We start from the raw sequence: 20398 nt of genomic DNA, 5'->3' as shown, positions 1-20398 counted from the left end.
GTATGAACGTGACGGCGATAACGCCACAGCATGCCGACCATAGCTCGGCTCACATCAGCCGCGCACTTTGCTGGTACTTTACGTATCAGATACAGCTTACTTTTGCGCTCAACCAGGCTGACTATGGCTCCTGTCCCTTGCTTACCGAGAACGGTATCGACTTCCCAGTCCCCAAACCGCTTTTTCCTGTCGACGATGGCCGGGCGGTGCTCAATCCCTACGCGGTTAGGGATGATGACGCGTTTTTCTCGGCTACCTTTTCGGTAACGGCGGTGACCTTGGCGTAAGTGCCTAAACAACTTGCCGCCGTTCAATTTATCCCGTTGCACATAGCCGTAAATCCACGTGTGACTCACTAACAGTCCAATAACTCGACCCACGCCTGCAATTTGCTCGGGACTCCACTTTTGTTCTAACCCGAACTCAACAAACGTGATGGTCTGTTTAGATAGACACGACTTTGCAGCTTGAACACGCCTTTTAAATGCCTTAGCTTGCGCGACTTCGGGAAGATAGTGATTGTCCCGGATCCTATTTCGTCTGACTTCTCGGCTAATAGTGCTATGGCTGACTTTCAGGCGTTTGCCTATTTCACGATAACTAAAGCCCTCGCGTAAGTAGGCTTCGATCTGGTATCTTTGTCCTTCGATCAACTGCTTGTAACTCATGGTAAATACTTCTGTTTGTTTGGCGACGATAGAGTACCACCAACAGGCAGTTGATCTCTTCTCACCGTTTAACCATGAGTGGTGCACTTATTATCTGAATTCGGGAATCCTATAGTGAAAAATAAGAATACACATTATTTTTTCATCATGCTTTATTAAAAGGATAAAAAGTGCGCACCTGAATAAAAGGTGCGCACTTTGGTTGAGGTAAAGGTTATGGCAAATTTATGGGGGTTATTACCTCAAACTCGTTTAACCAAAGATATAATTACATATCCTTGGTCTCATTTTTTATATTAATAATCCGCCAGCTATGCTGATGTTGCTGCTCTTTATAGCGCGCCACTTGTCCCACCTTTTTGCCTAATAGCGACATTCCCAAAGGGCTGCTGCAAGGCAAGGTGTAGCCATTTCTAGAGCCTTGATGCGGATGCACTAGATTTAGGGTACGCTTGACGCCTGTTTTGACATGTTTAACAACCACTGTGCTACCCACTTTAATATGTGGGCTGAGCCGAGATAAGGGTCGGTTGGCATACTCTAAACCTGCTAATACCCGCATTAGCTTTAAGGGTTGCAATAGCTCGGGGTCGGGGTAACAACTGGCTACCTTTCGTTTGAGCTTAATTAAATAACCAAGCACAAATAAATCTCCTCAAAAAAAGGATTTTTAATAAGAATTTGATTTTTATAAACGGAGTTGTGCCGAGCGTAAAAAAGCTCGGCTTAAATGTCGAAGGTGAGGGTCGTTTTTTTGAAGAAAAAAGGCTTGTACATTATTTTACTCCCGTAGCTTCGCCCATCATACCCACTAATATTTTTTAATCAATGGTACTGCCACTTTAAATTTCCTGGTTTTTATAACCGCGAATTCAGATAATCACAACCCTCTGTCAGGGTTAAACTGTAATAAGAGAGAAGCTGCCCATAGAAACAACCTGGACACCCACCCTAAATAAAAATAACTTGGACACCCACTCGAAACAACCTAGACACCCATCCCAACAAAACAACTTGGACACCCACCCTAATTAGAAGCAAAACAACCTATACACCCACCCTAAACATTTTCTTGTGGTGCGAGACTGCAGCAAGTTGCTACAAGCAATAAAGTTTATGAGTGGTGGTTAGATTGAAAGAATTAAGCAAATGTATATTCAAGGCCAGCATAAGCACTGGCCTTGGCAGGTTATAACGCCTTATTGCTGTAAGTCGATGCGATAAAGGGCAAAGCCGTTTTCATCGAGTTTATCAAGACACCCATCTTAAAAGTTATTTTTGAGTGGGTGTCTTCGTTATTTTGGTTTTCCTGTGGCTTGCTGCTGCCCCTTTAAAGATGGCTTTTACTGACTTTTTGTAAAATGTACTTGACATAAAAAAGGGTGAAGACTAACTTAAATGTAAAGCAAACGTGACTTTTAGACAAAGGAGTTAGACTTATGACCTGTGAGCAACTTGATACCAAATCACCCATAATCAACACCACAAAAAACCTGGCTATGTGGGCTGTCAGCTGGGTTGGCTCGGCGGCGCTGGCGACTCTGGGCCATCAATTACTGTGGACGGACAACATCACATTGTCGCTTATTGCGATCGCCATTAATCTCTTGCTTGGGGTGCAAATGATCCGCGCTTATATCAAGCACGTGAAGGCCCTGGATGAGCTGCAGCAAAAGGTACAAATTGAAGCGGCGGCCATCACTGCGGGTACAGGCTTAGTGGCCGGCAGCAGTTACAGCTATTTATCGAATTTTGGGGTGATCCAGCAAGAGGCTAGTATTGCTGTACTCATCGTCATTATGGCGATAGCCTACATTGGCGCGATTATTGTCGGCATATGGAGATATAGATGAAAAATCGCTTAAAGGTACTGCGTGCCGAGCGCGATTGGACTCAGGCCGACCTGGCGAATGCTCTGGGTGTCTCCCGGCAAACGGTAAACGCCATAGAAAAAGGCAAGTTTGACCCAAGCCTCCCCCTAGCCTTTAAATGCGCACGGCTGTTTGAGCTCGCCATTGAGGAGATTTTTGAGGACGAGAACGAATAAGTGAGCCTGCAATACCATGCTGGTTGTAGGTCGGGGTTCACCCCGACAAAGATGCCTCATGGTGTTTCAGTAACGTGCTCTGGTGTTACTCTCTTGTCGGCCTAGAAGACCGACCTACAGGGCAAATCCCGCTCCTCACCGCAAAAGCTGGGTTATAAATAAACGCTGATGTATCAGCCCTTATCCCGTTTAGGTTCGCGCTGTAGAAATCAGCTTTTGTTGTGGAGTGTGTTATTGAGAGCGAGGCAGGATGCCGAGCTAGATTTGTCAGCACAGGGACGTGCTGTTAAATCGCCTCAATAACTAAATGGAACGTTTAACAAAACCTGAGTTCGTAAGCATTAGCGAATCACGGGCGCCTTGGGGTTCTTAGGGGTGGTTGGCGTAAACCACCCCTAAGGTGTCGTCGTCACCACGACAAGATCTCAATTTGAAGGCCGTTTGTAGATCGGTACACTGCGCTGACATCTCAATCAAGGTGCTCTTGCATTGCTCTCTTGTCGGCCTTTTTCGGCAATGTGCTCCTGCATTGCTCTACTACCGCCATCCATGGCGGCAAAGGCCGGCCTACAACCTTGGCGGAATGATATTAGCCTTTGGCGATCAATTCGTAGGAACGCAATCGAGCTTGTTGATCATAAATAAAGGCATTAACCATGATCTCATCGGCGCCGGTGCGCGCCTGCAAGCCGCGTAGTCCGGCATGTACCTTATCCTGATGACCAACGATGGACTCGCGCAGCATATGAGTAACCTGCTGGCGCTCCGCCGCAGTCCAAATCATATCCATATTCTCGGTTGGCGGTGGAATTAACCCCTCCTGCCCACGCAACATGCTGACAAACTTTTGCTGTCCGGTGGTAGCCAGGAATTCCGCTTCTTCATTACTATCGGCGGCTATCACATTCACCGCCACCATAACGTAAGGCTCGGCCAGTTGCTGGCTGGGCTGAAACTGCTGACGATATAACTCGATGGCACGCATCATAAAATCCGGGGCAAAGTGTGAGGCAAATACGAAGGGCAGCCCCTTTTTCGCCGCCAACATGGCGCTGTAAGTGCTCGAGCCTAATAACCACAGCGGCACCTGAGTACCGGCTCCGGGGTAGGCGCGGACTCTTTGCCCGGGCTTGGCATCGCCGAGAAAATAAGCCAGTTCATCGACTTGCGGTTCTAAATCTTCCGCCGCACTCGGATCACGACGAAGCGCATGAGTGGTAGCGCCATCGCTGCCCGGAGCGCGACCTATGCCGAGATCAACGCGATCCGGGAATAAGGTCGCTAGGGTACCAAACTGCTCCGCCACCACCATGGGCGCATGGTTGGGCAGCATCACGCCACCTGAGCCTATACGTATCTTCTCGGTATGCGCGCCGATATAGGCCAGCAGGGTTGAGGTAGCGGCGCTGGCGATATCGGGCATATTATGATGCTCTGCCATCCAAAAACGCCGATAGCCCAAGCGCTCAACATGTTGCGCCAGCTCTTTGGCACGCATTAATGCATCCCGCGTTGAACTGCCCTGCACTACAGGTGCCAGGTCAAGCACGCTTAAAGGGGGTAATTTTGCCATCATACATTCACCAAGATTAAAAATTGTCAGGGCGCTAGAGTAGCAGTTTTATTCGCTTTGGATGAGACAACTAAAAACACATCTTTGTGGCCTAAATGGCATCAATCGGCCTTATTCAAAACCTATTCATGCTTAGGCTAAGATAAAAATGTCATAAAATTAACACGCTTGAGCACTATGCTTAAGGATATGCTCGGGACTATTTAAAATAAGACTTGCCTATGCACCTTGCCCTTATCCTCATTTTTCTCGCGTCACTGCCCCAAGCCTACGCCGCAGCAAGTGCAACGACAATAAAAAGTGCCCATACTCAGGTACAGCTAGGTCCGCGACCCTATGCGCTTATTGATGCCATGACACCGAGCGATCTCAAAAACAAGCTGCTCGCCTGTGGCGATAAAGCAGTTAAGGCCCACGCTTTTTCCATCGGCCATCGTGGCGCGCCGCTGCAATTTCCTGAGCATACCCGCGAGAGCTACCTGGCTGCAGCCCGCATGGGCGCTGGGGTACTCGAGTGTGATGTTACCTTTACCGCCGACAAGGAGCTGGTGTGTCGTCATTCTCAATGCGATCTGCATACCACCACCAATATTTTGCAAACAGAGCTGGCAGCCAAGTGCTCCGAGCCATTTACACCAGCCGCAAATGGCAAACCGGCCAGCGCCAAATGCTGTACCAGTGATATCACCCTTGCGGAATTTAAAACCTTACAGGGGAAAATGGATGGCGCTAACGACAAGGCCGTCACTGTAGAGGAATATATAGGCGGCACCGCCGACTGGCGCACCGACCTCTATGCCAGCCAAGGCACACTGATGACCCATGCACAAAGCATTGCGCTATTTAAAGAACTCGGCGTGCAAATGACGCCTGAGCTCAAGGCTCCCGAGGTCGAGATGCCCTTTAAAGGCATGTCACAAACGGATTACGCCGCCAAGATGCTCGAAGAATATCACCAAGCCCAGGTGCCCCCAAGTCAGGTGTGGCCACAGTCTTTTAACCGCGATGATGTACTGTATTGGCTTAACGCGCACCCTGAGTTTGCCGCGCAAACTGTTTACCTGGATGACCGTGACAGTAACCCTGAATTTGATCATCGCCATGCGCATACTTGGTCACCAAGTATGGAAGAACTGGCAAACCTGGGCATAGAAGTGATTGCGCCACCAATCTGGATGTTGCTTGATTTAAACCAAGACAAGAAGATAGTGCCCTCGGCCTATGCCAAGGCCGCCAAGGCCGCAGGGTTAAAGATCATCGCCTGGTCGCTGGAGCGCTCTGGCCCATTGGCAAATGGCGGCGGTTGGTACTATCAGTCAATCACAGAGGCGGTCAACCATGACGGCGTACTGATGCAAGTATTAGATGTGCTGGCCCAAGAGGTGGGCGTGATAGCCGTTTTTAGCGACTGGCCAGCGACCACTACCTATTATGCCAATTGTTTACTGGCACCAGATAAAGAAGAAATAAAAGGAAAGTAAGTACACACCAACCAAACTTCTCCAGCAAGTGGATAATGTGGTTTAAGTTCCAGCAAAAAAAACAGACTTAACCCTTTCATTATTAGAGTAAAGTTAACATTTTTATGGCGCAATTAGGGGCACGGTGGTAGGCTGTTAACGGCGATTTATTAATCTATCAACAATAAGCGCTCTAATTTCGGTCTTTCTAAGGAGAGTAATATGGACCCCGTTTCGCAGATCCTCAACATGCTATTTACCGTTGAGGCGTTTCTACTGATCTTCGTGATTGTGCTACTAAAAAGCAGCGTGAAGTTCGTTCCACAAAACCGCGCTTGGCTGATTGAGCGTTTTGGTAAATACCAATCAACCAAAGAGGCTGGTCTTAACTTTATCGTGCCTTTTATCGACCGTATCGCCGCTGATCGCAGCCTAAAAGAACAGGCGCAGGACGTACCGTCGCAGTCGGCTATCACCAAAGACAATATCTCGTTGATTGTTGACGGCGTGTTGTACTTCCGCGTGCTAGATCCATACAAGGCAACCTATGGTGTTGATGACTATGTATTTGCCGTAACCCAATTGGCGCAAACCACTATGCGTTCTGAGCTGGGTAAAATGGAGCTAGATAAAACCTTTGAAGAGCGTGACTTGCTTAATACCAATATCGTCGCGGCCATTAACCAGGCTTCCGAGCCTTGGGGTATTCAGGTACTACGCTATGAAATTAAAGACATAGTGCCGCCAAACTCGGTAATGGAAGCGATGGAAGCCCAGATGAAGGCCGAGCGTGTAAAACGTGCGCAAATCCTTGAATCTGAAGGTGATCGTCAAGCCGCTATCAACGTGGCCGAAGGTAAGAAGCAATCACAGGTACTGGCCGCAGAAGCGGAGAAGGCCGAGCAAATTCTAAGAGCCGAAGGTGAGGCTCAGGCCATTATCGCCGTAGCCGAAGCCCAAGCAGATGCCCTACTTAAAGTTGGTGCTGCTGCCGATACCGAGCAAGGTCAAAAAGCCATTCAGCTTGATCTTGCCACCAAGGCCATTGCCGCTAAAGAAGCCATCGCTCGCGAGTCTTCCGTAGTATTACTACCGGAAAGCGGCACAGATGCTAGCTCATTGGTGGCGCAAGGGATGTCTATTATTAACTCCCTTAATAATAAGCAAAAAAACAGTTAATTTTGAGGAGTAAGCCATGGAGCTGATCACCAACAACCTTGCCGAAGCCCTGATGATTTTGGGCGTGCTCGCCCTAATCGTAGAGGCCGCGGTGCTAGGTATGTCGACCATTATCCTGTTGTTATTGGGTTTGTCGCTGTTGGCTACAGGGGTAATGATGAACTTTTCTTTATTGGAGAGTTCATTAACCACGGCATTGTGGAGCAATACCCTGATCACCGCCGCCTTGGCTGCCTTGTTGTGGAAACCGCTCAAACGCATGCAGGAGCAACGTGATAACGCCCAAGTGCACTCTGATTTTGCCGAGCTGACCTTTACTCTGACAGAAGACGTAAACGATCAGGGTCTGGCTCATTACGCCTATTCCGGCATCAGTTGGAAGCTAAAGAGTGAACAGCCGCTTAGCGCTGGCACCCTGGTTAAAGTAGTAAAAAAAGAAGTGGGTGTGATGTGGGTAGCCGCCTGCGACTAAGCATCAACTAGGGTCTGTTGACCTTTGTTGTTTGTTTCTGCAGCAGTTTGTAGCGGATTTATACAAGGCGGCACATGTGTGGTGTAGTTATTCTACATGAACATGTAACAACACAGTAGAAATGCGCTACAAGCGCTGCCCTATGGGTTCATCTAAACGCATCCTGCTCTGTGTTGCTCGCTATGTACATAGAATGACTATGCAGCATAACGAGCGTCGTGATCAGAATGCGTTTAGATTGAACATAAAGTAAACCACAAAGATAAACAGACCCTAATCTCTCAAAAATAAAAAAGCGCCTGTCGGCTACCGGCAAGCGCTTTTTTTATTCTCTAAGTGCTGATAATCACTTTCACTTGTCAGTGATCACCGGCCAGCAGGGCGTCTATTTCGAGACTGATTGCTTCTTCTGCCTTGACCTTCGCTCTGACCTTGTCCTTTGCCTTGGCCTTGCCCCTTCCCTGCGCCACTTTGCTTACGCTGGTTATTTGAGTTGGCAGGACGACGGCGCGCTTTGTTAGCGTGGTGGGAATGACCACGTCTATCGGTTTGTTCTTTGCTTTTAGCCGGCGCGTTTTGTGCGTTACTTTCCGAAGCTTGAGCTTGGCCTACAGCGTTCACTTTAGGTTTTTTTGGCTTCTTAGGTTTCTTTGGCTTAAGCGGTTTGAGGGTACTTTCAGGCAACTCATTGGTTGGCTCAAATCCGGCAATCACTTTTCGTGGTAAAAGTTGCTGGATTAGGTTTTCAATGTCGTTTAAATCTTTGGCATCATCGGCAATCACAAAAGAAATAGCTAAGCCTGAAGCCCCAGCTCTGCCCGTTCGGCCAATGCGATGCACATAGTCTTCGGCAATGTTAGGAAGATCGTAGTTAATCACACAGGGCAATTGATCTATGTCTATGCCGCGCGCGGCGATATCCGTGGCAACGAGCGCCTGTATGCTGCCGTCTTTAAACCCGGCCAAGGCTTTGGTTCTGGATCCTTGGCTCTTATTACCGTGAATTGCCGTCGACGGGATGCCACGGGTTTCAAGATTACGGGCAATACGATTGGCGCCGTGCTTAGTGCGACTAAATATCAGCACCTGCGGCCAATCATTCTCTTTGATTAGATGACTAAGCAAAGCCGTTTTACGAGATTTATCGACCGGATACACCCACTGCTCAACGGTTTTCGCCGTTGTATTAGGCGGCACTACCGAAATCTCCAGCGGATCTGTCACTATGGTCTTGGCTAAATCACGAATTTCTTCGGAAAAGGTCGCCGAGTAGAGCAAGTTCTGACGTTTTGCCGGTAGCAATTTAATTATCTTACGAATATCGTGAATAAAGCCCATGTCCAGCATGCGATCGGCCTCATCCAGCACCAGCATTTCAAGTTGATTAAACTTAATGGCGTTCTGCTGATACAAATCGAGTAATCGCCCAGGTGTGGCAACCAAGATATCTGCGCCGCGGCGTAACTGCATCATTTGTGGGTTAATCTTCACACCACCGAATACCACGGAATAACTCAGTGCCAATTGCTGACCATAGGCTGCTACGCTCTCGCCGACTTGAGCCGCGAGCTCTCTTGTTGGTGTTAGCACCAGGGCGCGGACATTATTATTTTGCGCACGCTGACCTTTACTAAGTAGTTCCAGCATGGGTAAGGTGAATCCAGCCGTTTTACCCGTGCCGGTTTGCGCTGCCGCCATCACATCTTTGCCGGATAATACTGCGGGTATGCCTTTGGCCTGAATAGGCGATGGATGCTTATAACCCTGCTGTTCCACCGCTTGTAATAGCTTCGGCTGCAAGCCTAGGTCGCTAAATTGAAGATTATCGTCGGGTTGAATAGAACGGGTCACTGGCGCTGATTCTTGGTTGGTCATATTTACTCGGTATGGGTGGCAAAATACGGCTGACGGTTATTTCACCAGAAAAGATTATGGATGCGAAGATTAAAGGACTATAGCCACAATTACAAAGACTACCCGCACTTTTTCACTTATTTCATAGCCAATGAGCATTATTGAGGCCAATTAAATGTACGCCCTTCCAAGCTGATAGCCAAAATTAGCCTTTTTTCTCCAGTAAATGAGTGCGGATCGCTTGGCGTACTTGATTATGCAGCTCAAACACGCGCTCCATATCATTGAGATTGAGAGAGATGTTTTCCAGCATCACAAGATCTAAATTAAATTCCGGGTAGTGAAGCGACATAGACATATACCCGGGTAAGTATCCGGTGTGGCTAATATTCTCTAAGGTCGTCGTCACTATTGAGCCTAAGGCCATAGCCATAGCTCATATTCGGCCAGAAAAAATCCATCTTGGTATGAGCGCGCGTCATCAATTTATAGCTCTTAGGGATGATAAGCTCGCCATTGTAAATAACTGAGACACCCACTCCAATTAACTAAGACACCCATTCCAATATTTCACACTCCCCGATCCTTTGACTACACTTTTAAGGTGCTACTCAAGGAGGAGTGGATCATGGCAACACCTCGAAAAAACCAAATCAGTCTGGCAGATACCCTCTATTATCACTGTATTTCTCGTTGTGTACGGCGTGCATTTTTATGCGGCATAGATGCACTGACCGGCCGCTCTTATGAACATCGCCGCGATTGGGTTGAAAGCAAGCTGCTGCAGCTAGCGCAAATTTTCTGCATAGATGTGTGTGCCTATGCAGTAATGAGCAACCATACCCATATCGTACTGCATGTAGATAAGCCTAAAGCTCAGGTCTTAACGGATAGAACCATAGTGCTGCGGTGGCACAAATTGTTTAAAGGTACCATGCTCTGTCAGCGCTTTTTGCAAGGAGAGTCGTTAGATGCGGCCGAGTTGGCCACGTTGCACAGTCGTATCTTGATTTATCGTGAACGCCTGAGCGATATCAGCTGGTTTATGCGGGTACTAAATGAAGGAATTGCTCGCCAAGCCAATCGCGAAGATGATTGTACTGGCCGTTTTTGGGAAGGGCGCTTTAAATCCCAAGCCCTCCTTGATGAAGCTGCCTTGGTGGCCTGTTTAGCCTATGTGGACTTAAACCCTATTCGTGCAAAGGCCGCTGATTTACCCGAGCACTCAAACTATACCAGTGTAAAAACCCGAATCGCATCAGCAAAGAAAGGTGCGCAACCCGCTACCTTAATGCCCTTTGTTGGGAACCCACGCAAAAACATGCCGAAAGGGTTACCTTTTGAGCTACAGAGTTATCTGGAGCTAGTTGAATGGACAGGGCGCTGTATGCGCGCAGATAAACCAGGGCATATTTCATCTGACGCAGCCCCCATACTTGAACGCCTCGATATTTGCCCTAAAAACTGGTTAGCACTCACAACTTCGTTCACCAAGGTATTTCACGGGGCTGTAGGTAAGGAGCAAGCGTTAACAACCTACTGCCAGCATCAACACCGAAAACGACGTGTGGATTTAAGCAACAGCCAAGCGCTGTTTGCTTAAGTACCACTTCCCCTTAGCATTAGCAATCTCCTACTACGTGCACACAATGTGGGCTACGTACGTCTAAAATTCACGAAAATGATAAAAACAAAAGGCAAATCGTCAAAAAATATAAAAACAGGGTATCACTCGCTTTAAAATCCATTCCCCTCGTTCTGTTACAAAGCTCAATCTTTAGGATGGATGTCTAGGTTATTCCTGCGACCTTACAACTCCCAGCCTTTAGAATGGGTGTCTTGTTAATTACTTTTTTAAAGTGGGTGTCTCGTTTATTCTTTGTTTATTCTGTCACTCTAGCTTTCACCCACAAATAAGTCGGGGTCAGCAGACACCTGTTCAAACCAGGTGCGCAGGCTGTCGATGGCGGCGCGGGTTTTGGCCGCGACCGCATCGCGATGAGGGGTGACTGCGTAAACACTGTAATGGGGCAAATGCCACTGCGGACATAAACGCTTGAGCCTGCCGCCGGCAAGCAGGTGACGCACCTCAGGCTCCGGCAACATACCATAACCTATGCCATCCAAGGTCAGCTGGATCACCGCCTGCATGTTATTAACCATCAATCTTGGTTCATCCAGAGGGCGGCTTCCGCCGCTGGCTTCATGGGTTAATGCCAAAGCCAAACGCTTAGAGCTGATATGGCCAATTAAGGGATGTGCCGCCAAGGCTTGCGGATCCTCAGGGTCTATTTGCGCCAGCGGATGAGTGCTGCTGACACAGGGGATCAGCTGCCAGTCGGCCAGGTGGCGGGCAATTAATGTGGAGTCGTGCAAAGGGCCTATACAGATAGCAAGATCGACCCCTGCGGCTATGATGTCTAAGGGTTCATCGGTGAACGTTAATTGCAGCTCGATTTTAGGAAAACGCTCCGTCAGCTGCTTAATGGGCTGGCTTAACAGGCCGCCACCAAAACCTATGGGGGCGACGATCTTTAAGCGTCCCGATGGCGTATGTTGCAACTGTTCCAGCTGCTGCTGCGCTCGTTCAGCGGTGGCCAGTAACTGCACCGCCGAGGAATAATAAATCTCCCCCGCTTCGGTCAGGGTCAGTTTACGGGTATTGCGATTAAACAGGCTTAAATCTATGTCCTGCTCTAACTTGGTGATCTGCTGACTTACCGCCGAAGCTGTCATATTAAGCTGCGCCGCAGCGCGGCTCATATTGCCCGCCTCAACCGTTTTCACAAACACCTGTAGCGCGCGCGTTATTTTAGAATTCATAATGTTAAGCGTTTCTAATATCAATTTTAAGCAAAAATCCAATTGCTCCTAAGATGGCGACATCATACCATCGAATGATAATGAATATCATTTCTTTTAATTGGACGTAAAAGTTGCCACGTCGAACTGGAGTAAATACGTGACTAAACGCAGTAAGCTTTGGGATCTCAAAGCCTGGCATTGGATAAGCTCAGCAGTCTGTCTTATCGGCATGCTGTTATTCGCCATCACAGGTATCACCCTCAATCATGCCGCCAGCATTGAAAGCCAGGCGCAAGTAACACAAGTCGAAGCCCAAGTACCTAATGCGATACTAACCCAGCTTGTAAATGCTAGCCAGCACGAACAGCTACCGCACGGTTTTTCCGCCTGGTATGCACAAGAGACTAAACACACCTTAGCGGCCAATGCCCAAGTACAATGGAGCGATTATGAGCTCTATGTGGCCATGCCTAAAGCGGGCAGTGATCGCTGGTTTACCGTGGCTTTGGACACAGGTGAGTTTTACCAGGAAGCCACTAATCGAGGTCTAGTCGCCTATTTCAACGACCTGCACAAAGGCCGCAACACAGGCATCTGGTGGAGTCTGTTTCTCGATATTTTCTCCATTGCCTGTATCGTCTTTTCACTCACAGGCCTCTTGTTGCTTAAACGCTATGCCAAGGGCCGCAAATCGACCTGGCCCCTGGTGCTGGCCGGGCTTGGTATTCCGGCTATGGTATTGGCCTTACCCGCTCATGCGGCGCAAAAAAGCCAGCTAGAGGTAGAAATTCCTCGCCTTAGCGTGGCCGAGTATCACCCTCCCTATGTCGCCATTTGGCTGGCCGATGAGCAAGGCAAGGCGGTGATAAACCTGGCGCATTGGTACGACACCAAAATGGCCGACCGCGAAGGCGAGAAATGGCTTAAAGATTTACGCCTTTGGTGGCGTCGCAGCGGCCGCAGTCTAAGCCTGCCGGTGGATGGTGTAACCGGAGCTACTCGCCGACCGGGCACGGTAACACTGGATTTAAGCCCTTTTATGGCAGAGATACAAGCGCTGCCGAAAGGTACTTACAGCCTGAATATTGAAGCGGCGCGTGAGCTGGGTGGCCGTGAATTAGTACAAATCCCCATAGCCCTGCCCAGCGGCGAATCAATCATCTACTCCGAGCAAGGAAAGCAAGAGCTCGGCACTATTACCCTAACCATGGAGCCCAATCTGTGAAGCTAGTTAAATTATCATCTCTTATTATTTGTGCCAGCCTAAGTGCCAGCGTTTTTGTCGCTCAAGACGCCCATGCACACCGCGCCTGGCTAAAACCCAACACTACAGTGGTGTCTGGTGACGAGTCCTGGATCACTTTTGATGCGGCCATCGCCAATGGTATTTTCAATCCAGATCACCATGCTTACCCATTGCAACGTCTCTCTGCCATAGGGCCAGACGGCAAAGAAGTAGCCATGCAAAACAGCGCCAAATTGCGCTATCGCAGCGTATTTGACTTGCACCTCACAGATGCCGGCACCTATCGAGTATTTAATGCCAGCCGCTCTCTTATGGCCCGCTGGGTAGACGAGCAAGGGCAAAACCAAAGATGGCCAGGACGCGGAAAAACTGGCACGGCGGAGCTATTCGCCGAGCAAGTACCCAAAAATGCTAAAGATCTTCAGGTCAGTGAGGTTGCTCGCCGCATGGAAACCTTTGTCACCTTAGGCGCGCCGAATGCAGTGGCCGTTGAGCCTACGGGACAAGGTCTGGAACTCAATGCCCTAACCCACCCCAACGATTTATACGTAGGCGAAGCCGCTCCTATGCAGTTTCTTATGGATGGTAAAGCCGCGCCGGGCACGACTATAACCCTGGTACGTCAGGATGAACGCTATCGCGACCAGCAGGTGGCCACCGAACTCAGCACCGACCAAAACGGTAAATTCACCCTGGAGTTTAGCGAGCCGGGCATGTATTGGCTCGAAGCTGAATATGAGGACAATCAAGGCAAGGCTCCGGCGACCATGCGCCGTGGCAGCTATGTGGTGGTACTTGAGGTGTTACCGCTATAAAGCCACCAATTTTTTGATGTAAACGGGCTTTACAGTGCTTCTGTGAGCCCTTTTTTTCATTTTTCAATCAAGGAGCTAACCACAGCAAACCAGTTAAAACAATCGACGTGGTTTACTTAGCACGCTAACTAAATTAAAATATTTAGCATGCTAACTAATTTGGAATTGTTGCTCATGTCCGATACCCCTTTTCATGAAACCTTGGATCTAAGCCTGTGTGGGCAACTGGGTCGCGTTCATCGTATTTGTCGTCAGGCTATTTCGGTGGCGGTAGAGCCCTTGGGTTTTACCCAGCCAAGGTGGACGGCCATGATGTATATCCAGCACCTAGGTGAGGGCTGTACTCAGCATGAGTTAGCGACCAATTTGGGGCTCGAAATGCCAAGCCTGACGCGCACCCTCAAGCAGTTGGAGCAAAGTGAGATTATCGAACGCCGAGTCGATAGTCAGGATAAACGTTGTCGACGCCTGTATTTTACCGAGCAAGGACACCAGCAAATGCTGCTGTTGCGCGCCCGTATTGCCGAGATTAAAACTCAGCTCTATAGGAACCTCAGCGACGAGCAACTCAACGGTCTTGCCCAAGGCCTGATCCAACTTGAAGAAAATGCCCTTAATTTAATACAGGAGGATCAGTTGTGAGCCAGCCCCGCACCCCAGATCAACAATTTGCCCGTTACGTAAAAATCGCCATCGGCCTTTTTATTTTATGTTTTAGCTACTTTGTTGTCGCCGATCTTTATATGCCTATGACCCCACAGGCCCGGGTGTACCATCAAGTAACCCAGATCACGCCCCAGATTAACGGCGATATTGTGGCGGTGGAAGTCAGTAACAATGAGCAGGTCAAAGAAGGCCAACTGCTGATGCGCATTAATCCGCGCCCCTACGAGTTAGCGGTACAGCAGGCCGAATTAACCCTGGCGCAGGTGCAATTGCAAAACCAGCAGCTCGATGCGGACATCAGCGCCCTTAACGCCGATTTAAGCGCCGCTAAGGCCAAGTTAAATGAACAACAACGTCTGCATAAGCGCAGCGCCGCCTTATTGGCAAGCAAGGCGATTTCTGAACAGCAAAGCGATGCTATCACCGCCAGTCTGGCTACCGCCAAGGCTCAGGTCAGTGCCATTAATGCCAAGATCCAGGCGGCCAAAATCAAGCGTGGCAAACATGGCGACAACAACCTAGCCCTGCAACAGGCCAAAAATGCCCTAGCCCAGGCCCAATTGAACCTCAGCTATACTCAGGTGCTGGCACCCCATGATGGCGTGATCAGTAACCTTCAGGTGACCACAGGTACTTATGCCAAGGCCGGCATGGCCATGACGGGCCTAGTTGCCAACAGCCTAGATCTGGCCGCGGATTTTCGCGAAAAGTCGCTCTATCATGTGCGTGTTGGCAAGACGGCCCTGGTGAGTTTCGATGCCCTGCCCGGCCAGGTTTTTAGCGCTCATGTCAGCGAATTTGCCGCCGGTTCCAGCGATGGTCAGCTTAATGCTAACGGCGCTCTGGCTCAGGTCGAAAATTCGAACCGCTGGGTCCGCGACGCACAGCGCCAGCGCATCCATTTGCAACTTGAGCAGCAATCGAGCGCTAAATTAACCTACTTACCAAGCGGCTCCCGCGCTACGGTGCAGATTATTCCCGATGGCGGTATTCGCGCCGCCCTGGCCAAGGTGCAAATTAAATTCGTCAGCCTGATGCACTACATCTATTAATGGGCGAGGTAGAATTATGATGCTTAGCGCCAACCATGTTCGACAAATGCTGCGTATCGCCAGCGGCGCAACCTTAGGCTTCACCCTAAGCAAGTTGTTCGACTGGCCCAATGGCATCTTTTTTACCGTGTACCCCATGCTGTTACTCGGTTTAGTGCCCGTCATCAACGCTCATATTGCCCGTCAGTTTTTCGCCAGCGCACTCTTTTGTGCCTTTGCTGTTCTGGTTGTGCAAGGTCTGCTGGGGTTTCACCCTGTGCTTATGTCGCTGGCGGCATTTTTGGTCTTTGCCTTTTTGTTTTATCAGATGAGTCGTGGCGTCAACTTCTTATTCGGTGCGCTCAGCGTGGTGGGGTTATCAATTCAATGGCATTTCGCCAGTTACAGCCCTATAGGCATGAGCCTGTATGAACTTGTTTTTAGCAATATACTGGCCGTGATTATCAGCCTGAGCAGCGCTTATCTGATGCACTGGTTATTTCCGGATGTGACGCCACGCGTCATTCCCCAGAGACCACCGAAGGACAGTGCCAGCGTACGCCATGAAGTGCTTTTGTGTGCTAGCGTCACTACTGTCTCTTTTATTACTTTTCAGGTTTTGGACTTGCAGGACTCGGTATCCGCTCAGGCCGCCTCTATCCTGATCCTCTTTCCACTTTGCTGGAAGGCGGCGGGCATGGCGGGCTGGCAGCGTATCATTGGTACCTTGATAGGTTGTAACCTGGCATTAGGGGCGCAAATTCTACTGTTTAACTACAGCCAGATTCTACTGTTTCCTATCTTAGTGCTGTGGATCTTAACCTTTGTGTTCAGTCGCTACCATGTGCTTGGCAGTGGCTTGCCGGGAATTGGCTTTGGCGTGATCACCACCTTCGGTATTTTGTTCGGACAGTCGCTGGCACCGGATCAGGATTTAATCTACAGCGCCCTATACCGCTTTAGTTCGGTCTGCGTGGCCATAGCCGTGAGCCTATGCCTGGTTTATTTGCTACACCATTTCCTAAACCGCTTTAGTATGACTCGTCATCATACTTATTTTTAAGGCTACTTCAGGAATTAAAGGTTACAATCATGCTAAAGCAAGGACAACAAGGATGATGATGCACAAGCTCTCTTTAAAACAGGAAAAACACCCTTGGTGGGTGTACGCAATGGCGGCCGTGGCCGCATGCGCTTTGATTGTAAGTGTTATCAAGGGCAGTAATCTGCTGTTCGCCCTAGCCATGCTCGCCAACCTGGGGCTAATTTGGCGCGTCAATTTTTCTTCACCTCAGATAAATACCACCAACCCTTTGGCACAAATAAAAGTTGACGGGCAGCTTCTCAAAGTGGGTAAGGCCACTTTCCCAATCCATGAAGTAAATAAGGTGGTGATTGAGCGCTTTGATGATAAGGGCTTGTTCCAGCTTCCCTACAATGGTGGCGGCCAGGTGCAGTTGGTGTTCGACGGCAGTTATGTGAACGGCTTAAAAGCCTATATTCAACAAAACATGCCGCACGTTGCAATTGTGAGTTAAGGCCGATGAGGGCCTTAGGGTTTGGGCATTTTTCTTAATTCTTTGGTGCGGCCACGTTGTACTTTTTCGTCCACTCGCTTGCGCTGAGAGCTGCGGGTAGGCTTAGTAGCATGGCGCTTTTTTTCTACCTTGGTAGCGGCCAAAATAAGTTCTTTTAAGCGCTGCAAAGCTTCTTCGCGGTTTTGCTCCTGGGTGCGGTGGCTTTGCGACTTGATCACTATAACGCCGTCTTTAGTGATACGGCTATCGCGATACGCCAACAGCCGCTCTTTATAGAAGTCAGGGAGTTTTGAGCGTTTAATATCAAAACGCAAATGAATGGCGGTCGCCACCTTATTGACGTTCTGGCCTCCGGCTCCTTGTGAGCGAATCGCACTGAGTTCGACTTCCCATTCATCTATGGTTACGGAGTTGGAAATTTGTATCATTACTTATTCAACTTAGCTGTTCATCTTAGCTTAAAGGCTCTAACCTATTATCATCGGCTTAGAGTCTATCATAGAGTCAATGTGACTCAATCCATACGACCGAATCAGTGTAACCCGAATTGGCTTTCACTCTAAAATGGTGACGAGCGCAACAAAAAATCAAGATTTATAACTGGAGATAACAATGAAAAAAATGCTATTCGCACTTACCCTGGCCGCATCCGCGGCGCTTAGCTCGGCTCAGGCCTGGGCACTGGAGTTAAGCACGACGGACGTAGAAAAATTTCTTAAAGCCGCGCCCGCGGTGACCGATTGGGCAGATTACCAGGGCGGTATTGACGCTGGTGCCCTGCTTGGCGCCCAGCAGGTACAAGAAGGCGATACAGGCTCAACCAATAATGCCATGGTGAGCAGCGCCATCACCATGCTAAATGACAACGCCATGTATCAAGAGTTTGCCACCATGCTAAGCGCTTACGGCTTTACCCCAGAGCAGCTTATTAGCGTTGGCAGCGAGATCAGCAGCGCCTATATCGTCAATATGAAAGGCAACCTTTCTGCAGAAAATCAACAGCGTGTGGACCAGGTAATGGGGGGTCTGCAAAGCCTCTCTGGCGGCAAGAGCAGCGACAGCAATTCGCTCCTTGGCGCCCTGGGCAAGGCCAATGAGGCGAGCAAGGAAGAGATCAGCGATAACAACCTGTCTATTGTTAGCGAATATATGCCACAGCTGCAGCAGCTTTTTAGCGCCTACGTACAATAAAGCATTAAGTTTATCGGCGTCGGAGCCCTCCGATGCCTTATTCCCCCCTCCCCGACTAACAACAAAACTCATACAGCACTTCGCGGCCTAGCCCTTACGGGTCATAATAGCGCCATGATAATGGCAATAATAATACCAATTCTGTTAAGTATGTGATCAGATATAGCGCTGGATAAATGATATGATCACAAGGCGGAATTTTTCTTATGTAGTTATTCTACATATAAAAATTCCAACGCAGTGAGCATGATATTTAGCCCGCTAGAATGATTAGCTATTTAAGTGAATTGGTATAACTCCCTATGACTTATCTTCTCGCCACCACCTTGCTGTGGGCATTTTCATTTAGCCTGATTGGCGTGTATCTGGCCGGACAGGTTGATCCCTGGTTTTCCGTGCTGACACGTATCGCCCTAGCGACCTTGGTATTTCTACCCTTTTTACGCCTGCCCCAGCTGACGCTTGCTATGACGTGCAAGCTGATGGCCATAGGCGCGGTGCAATTAGGCCTGATGTACGCGTTTTACTATCACTCCTTTTTTTACTTAACCGTGCCAGAAGTGCTGCTATTTACTGTAATGACACCCCTGTATGTGACCTTGCTCAATGATGCTCTGGACGGACACTTTAATCCGGGCTTTTTTATCGCGGCGCTGCTGGCCATAGCCGGCGCCGTGGCCATTCGCTTCGATGGCATTAATCAGGGCTTTACCCTTGGCTTTGCCATAGTTCAGGCGGCAAACCTTTGTTTTGCCAGCGGTCAGGTGTTGTATAAACGCCTTATGGCTCAAAATCCTAGCCTGGCTCAGCATCAAATATTTGCCTGCTTCTATATCGGCGCCTTGGTGATAGCCCTAAGCTGTTATGCCCTGTTTGCCGATACCACGGCGCTGCCGCAAACGACAACGCAATGGACGGTTTTGGTTTATCTCGGTTTAATCGCCTCCGGGCTCGGGTATTTTGCCTGGAATAAGGGCGGGACCTTGGTCAATGTCGGTACCCTGGCGGTGATGAACAATCTGCTTATCCCGGCGGGGATACTGGTTAATGTGTTGATATGGAACCGCGATGCCGATATCTGGCGCCTCACCTTGGGCGGCGGCATCATTATGGCGGCGCTGGTACTTAACGAAAAGTACTTCAACAAGCAAAGCTAAAATTGGCAAGGGGGTTTACACCCCCTTTTTATTGGCCGCTCACCCCCTAATGCTGAGGTAAGGCCTCAAAACGCGCCACTACCCGGCGCTCAATATCGGTGACAAAGCTATTATTTCAATACTGAAGCAACGCGGGTTTTCAGCTCCGGCAAGAGTTCTTGCTCAAACCAGGGGTTACGCTTAAGCCAGATATTATTACGCGGGCTAGGATGTGGAAGCGCCAGTGTTTCGGGCCATTGGCTGCGCCAGTCCTGTACCGCAGCGGTCACGGTTTTATAGCGTTTTTGCAAATGATAACGCATGGCATACTGGCCTAACACTAGCGTTAGTTGCCTTTGTGGTAAGGCCTCAAGCACCTGCTCTCGCCAAGTTGCAGAGCATTCAGGACGCGGCGGAAAATCGCCTTGTTTACCTGTACCTGGATAGCAAAACCCCATAGGCACAATGGCAAACTGATGCGGATCGTAGAAGGTCTCCTTCGTCACCCCCAACCATTGCCTCAAGCGCACACCACTGACATCGTCAAAAGGGCGCCCGGCATTATGAGCGTGGAGCCCCGGTGCCTGCCCAGCGATCAGTATTTTCGCATCACCATGCAGTTGCAAGATGGGCTTAGGTGGCAAGGGTAGATCCGCCTTACACAAGGTGCAGGCACGTATTCTATCGAGTAATTCCATGGCTTAGGCTAGTCAGAGG

21 protein-coding genes and 1 pseudogene are annotated in these 20398 nt (G+C 49.2%); 14 read left to right on the top strand and 8 right to left on the bottom strand.

Going from position 1 to position 20398, the window contains the following annotated elements; translation table 11 throughout:
- On the bottom strand, nucleotides 1-668 hold a 668-nt coding region (locus tag WCN91_RS13890), incomplete at its 3' end, for an IS30 family transposase (protein ID WP_342675822.1).
- A 268-nt stretch (nucleotides 669-936) separates the two neighbouring features.
- Entirely contained in the window at nucleotides 937-1311 is a 375-nt protein-coding gene (locus WCN91_RS13885; RefSeq protein ID WP_342679978.1) for a GreA/GreB family elongation factor, read from the bottom strand.
- Nucleotides 1312-2107: 796 nt separating this feature from the next.
- Here WCN91_RS13885 and WCN91_RS13880 point away from each other — a divergent pair.
- Both WCN91_RS13880 and WCN91_RS13875 read left to right on the top strand, forming a co-directional pair.
- Nucleotides 2108-2521, top strand: a complete 414-nt coding sequence (locus WCN91_RS13880) for a hypothetical protein (protein WP_342679977.1) — start codon at nucleotides 2108-2110, stop codon at nucleotides 2519-2521.
- On the top strand, nucleotides 2518-2715 hold the full coding sequence (locus tag WCN91_RS13875) for a helix-turn-helix transcriptional regulator (RefSeq protein WP_342679976.1): 198 nt from the start codon (nucleotides 2518-2520) through the stop codon (nucleotides 2713-2715). The genes WCN91_RS13880 and WCN91_RS13875 overlap by 4 nt, the downstream gene beginning before the upstream one ends.
- A gap of 589 nt (nucleotides 2716-3304) precedes the next feature.
- On the opposite strand, the gene WCN91_RS13870 is transcribed toward WCN91_RS13875, so the two are convergent.
- Entirely contained in the window at nucleotides 3305-4291 is a 987-nt protein-coding gene (locus WCN91_RS13870; RefSeq protein WP_342679975.1) for an LLM class flavin-dependent oxidoreductase, read from the bottom strand.
- Nucleotides 4292-4509: 218 nt separating this feature from the next.
- Here WCN91_RS13870 and WCN91_RS13865 point away from each other — a divergent pair, with 218 nt between their 5' ends.
- From WCN91_RS13865 to WCN91_RS13855, 3 genes are all read left to right on the top strand, one after another.
- Entirely contained in the window at nucleotides 4510-5769 is a 1260-nt protein-coding gene (locus WCN91_RS13865; protein ID WP_342679974.1) for a glycerophosphodiester phosphodiesterase family protein, read from the top strand.
- 201 nt (nucleotides 5770-5970) lie between these two features.
- Complete coding sequence (locus WCN91_RS13860; RefSeq protein WP_342679973.1) at nucleotides 5971-6927, top strand: SPFH domain-containing protein; 957 nt, start codon at nucleotides 5971-5973, stop codon at nucleotides 6925-6927.
- Nucleotides 6928-6943: 16 nt separating this feature from the next.
- Nucleotides 6944-7399 (top strand): NfeD family protein, encoded by a 456-nt coding sequence (locus WCN91_RS13855; RefSeq protein WP_342679972.1) that lies wholly within the window; start codon nucleotides 6944-6946, stop codon nucleotides 7397-7399.
- 366 nt (nucleotides 7400-7765) lie between these two features.
- Here WCN91_RS13855 and WCN91_RS13850 read toward each other — a convergent pair whose 3' ends face one another.
- The gene (locus WCN91_RS13850; protein ID WP_342679971.1) at nucleotides 7766-9274 is read right to left on the bottom strand and encodes a DEAD/DEAH box helicase; all 1509 of its coding nucleotides are present in this window, start codon (nucleotides 9272-9274) and stop codon (nucleotides 7766-7768) included.
- 184 nt (nucleotides 9275-9458) lie between these two features.
- A pseudogene (locus tag WCN91_RS13845) lies at nucleotides 9459-9762 on the bottom strand (serine hydrolase domain-containing protein); the annotation flags it as partial.
- A 119-nt stretch (nucleotides 9763-9881) separates the two neighbouring features.
- Here WCN91_RS13845 and WCN91_RS13840 point away from each other — a divergent pair.
- Complete coding sequence (locus WCN91_RS13840; RefSeq protein WP_342679970.1) at nucleotides 9882-10856, top strand: transposase; 975 nt, start codon at nucleotides 9882-9884, stop codon at nucleotides 10854-10856.
- Between the two features lie 293 nt (nucleotides 10857-11149).
- On the opposite strand, the gene WCN91_RS13835 is transcribed toward WCN91_RS13840, so the two are convergent.
- Nucleotides 11150-12076, bottom strand: coding sequence for a LysR family transcriptional regulator (locus WCN91_RS13835; RefSeq protein WP_342679969.1), 927 nt, complete (start codon nucleotides 12074-12076; stop codon nucleotides 11150-11152).
- A 139-nt stretch (nucleotides 12077-12215) separates the two neighbouring features.
- Here WCN91_RS13835 and WCN91_RS13830 point away from each other — a divergent pair, with 139 nt between their 5' ends.
- The 6 genes from WCN91_RS13830 (at nucleotide 12216) to WCN91_RS13805 (ending at nucleotide 17354) form a co-directional block, all read left to right on the top strand.
- On the top strand, nucleotides 12216-13283 hold the full coding sequence (locus tag WCN91_RS13830; RefSeq protein ID WP_342679968.1) for a PepSY-associated TM helix domain-containing protein: 1068 nt from the start codon (nucleotides 12216-12218) through the stop codon (nucleotides 13281-13283).
- Nucleotides 13280-14119, top strand: coding sequence for a DUF4198 domain-containing protein (locus tag WCN91_RS13825; RefSeq protein WP_342679967.1), 840 nt, complete (start codon nucleotides 13280-13282; stop codon nucleotides 14117-14119). Before WCN91_RS13830 ends, WCN91_RS13825 begins: the two co-directional genes overlap by 4 nt.
- 174 nt (nucleotides 14120-14293) lie before the next feature.
- On the top strand, nucleotides 14294-14761 hold the full coding sequence (locus WCN91_RS13820) for a MarR family winged helix-turn-helix transcriptional regulator (RefSeq protein ID WP_342679966.1): 468 nt from the start codon (nucleotides 14294-14296) through the stop codon (nucleotides 14759-14761).
- Complete coding sequence (locus tag WCN91_RS13815; protein WP_342679965.1) at nucleotides 14758-15837, top strand: HlyD family secretion protein; 1080 nt, start codon at nucleotides 14758-14760, stop codon at nucleotides 15835-15837. Before WCN91_RS13820 ends, WCN91_RS13815 begins: the two co-directional genes overlap by 4 nt.
- A gap of 16 nt (nucleotides 15838-15853) precedes the next feature.
- Nucleotides 15854-16879: a DUF2955 domain-containing protein gene (locus WCN91_RS13810; protein WP_342679964.1), complete on the top strand. Its 1026-nt coding sequence runs from the start codon at nucleotides 15854-15856 to the stop codon at nucleotides 16877-16879.
- 52 nt (nucleotides 16880-16931) lie between these two features.
- The gene (locus WCN91_RS13805; RefSeq protein WP_342679963.1) at nucleotides 16932-17354 is read left to right on the top strand and encodes a hypothetical protein; all 423 of its coding nucleotides are present in this window, start codon (nucleotides 16932-16934) and stop codon (nucleotides 17352-17354) included.
- Between the two features lie 14 nt (nucleotides 17355-17368).
- On the opposite strand, the gene arfB is transcribed toward WCN91_RS13805, so the two are convergent.
- Nucleotides 17369-17782, bottom strand: a complete 414-nt coding sequence (arfB, locus tag WCN91_RS13800; protein ID WP_342679962.1) for an alternative ribosome rescue aminoacyl-tRNA hydrolase ArfB — start codon at nucleotides 17780-17782, stop codon at nucleotides 17369-17371.
- A gap of 184 nt (nucleotides 17783-17966) precedes the next feature.
- Between arfB and WCN91_RS13795 the strand changes: the two genes are divergently transcribed.
- Together WCN91_RS13795 and WCN91_RS13790 are read left to right on the top strand one after the other, a co-directional pair.
- Nucleotides 17967-18545, top strand: coding sequence for a short-chain dehydrogenase (locus tag WCN91_RS13795; protein WP_342679961.1), 579 nt, complete (start codon nucleotides 17967-17969; stop codon nucleotides 18543-18545).
- Between the two features lie 302 nt (nucleotides 18546-18847).
- Entirely contained in the window at nucleotides 18848-19702 is an 855-nt protein-coding gene (locus WCN91_RS13790) for an EamA family transporter (RefSeq protein ID WP_342679960.1), read from the top strand.
- 110 nt (nucleotides 19703-19812) lie between these two features.
- Here WCN91_RS13790 and WCN91_RS13785 read toward each other — a convergent pair whose 3' ends face one another.
- Nucleotides 19813-20379, bottom strand: coding sequence for a uracil-DNA glycosylase family protein (locus WCN91_RS13785; RefSeq protein WP_342679959.1), 567 nt, complete (start codon nucleotides 20377-20379; stop codon nucleotides 19813-19815).
- Between the last annotated feature and the right edge of the window lie 19 nt (nucleotides 20380-20398).

The organism is Pseudoalteromonas qingdaonensis, assembly GCF_038739665.1.
GTDB classification, from domain to species: Bacteria; Pseudomonadota; Gammaproteobacteria; order Enterobacterales; family Alteromonadaceae; genus Pseudoalteromonas; species Pseudoalteromonas qingdaonensis.
Note: the sequence above shows the minus strand (reverse complement) of the source record. Positions and strands in the feature narration are given on the sequence as shown.

What these genes read in the sequence shown, in the direction of transcription:
- WCN91_RS13785 (WP_342679959.1), bottom strand. Translation starts at nt 20,379, where the DNA reads ATGGAATTACTCGATAGAATACGTGCCTGCACCTTGTGTAAGGCGGAT.
- WCN91_RS13875 (WP_342679976.1), top strand. Translation starts at nt 2,518, where the DNA reads ATGAAAAATCGCTTAAAGGTACTGCGTGCCGAGCGCGATTGGACTCAG.
- WCN91_RS13810 (WP_342679964.1), top strand. Translation starts at nt 15,854, where the DNA reads ATGATGCTTAGCGCCAACCATGTTCGACAAATGCTGCGTATCGCCAGC.
- WCN91_RS13850 (WP_342679971.1), bottom strand. Translation starts at nt 9,274, where the DNA reads ATGACCAACCAAGAATCAGCGCCAGTGACCCGTTCTATTCAACCCGAC.
- WCN91_RS13790 (WP_342679960.1), top strand. Translation starts at nt 18,848, where the DNA reads ATGACTTATCTTCTCGCCACCACCTTGCTGTGGGCATTTTCATTTAGC.
- WCN91_RS13835 (WP_342679969.1), bottom strand. Translation starts at nt 12,076, where the DNA reads ATGAATTCTAAAATAACGCGCGCGCTACAGGTGTTTGTGAAAACGGTT.
- WCN91_RS13870 (WP_342679975.1), bottom strand. Translation starts at nt 4,291, where the DNA reads ATGATGGCAAAATTACCCCCTTTAAGCGTGCTTGACCTGGCACCTGTA.
- WCN91_RS13880 (WP_342679977.1), top strand. Translation starts at nt 2,108, where the DNA reads ATGACCTGTGAGCAACTTGATACCAAATCACCCATAATCAACACCACA.
- WCN91_RS13820 (WP_342679966.1), top strand. Translation starts at nt 14,294, where the DNA reads ATGTCCGATACCCCTTTTCATGAAACCTTGGATCTAAGCCTGTGTGGG.
- WCN91_RS13840 (WP_342679970.1), top strand. Translation starts at nt 9,882, where the DNA reads ATGGCAACACCTCGAAAAAACCAAATCAGTCTGGCAGATACCCTCTAT.
- arfB (WP_342679962.1), bottom strand. Translation starts at nt 17,782, where the DNA reads ATGATACAAATTTCCAACTCCGTAACCATAGATGAATGGGAAGTCGAA.
- WCN91_RS13865 (WP_342679974.1), top strand. Translation starts at nt 4,510, where the DNA reads ATGCACCTTGCCCTTATCCTCATTTTTCTCGCGTCACTGCCCCAAGCC.
- WCN91_RS13860 (WP_342679973.1), top strand. Translation starts at nt 5,971, where the DNA reads ATGGACCCCGTTTCGCAGATCCTCAACATGCTATTTACCGTTGAGGCG.
- WCN91_RS13855 (WP_342679972.1), top strand. Translation starts at nt 6,944, where the DNA reads ATGGAGCTGATCACCAACAACCTTGCCGAAGCCCTGATGATTTTGGGC.
- WCN91_RS13795 (WP_342679961.1), top strand. Translation starts at nt 17,967, where the DNA reads ATGAAAAAAATGCTATTCGCACTTACCCTGGCCGCATCCGCGGCGCTT.
- WCN91_RS13805 (WP_342679963.1), top strand. Translation starts at nt 16,932, where the DNA reads ATGATGATGCACAAGCTCTCTTTAAAACAGGAAAAACACCCTTGGTGG.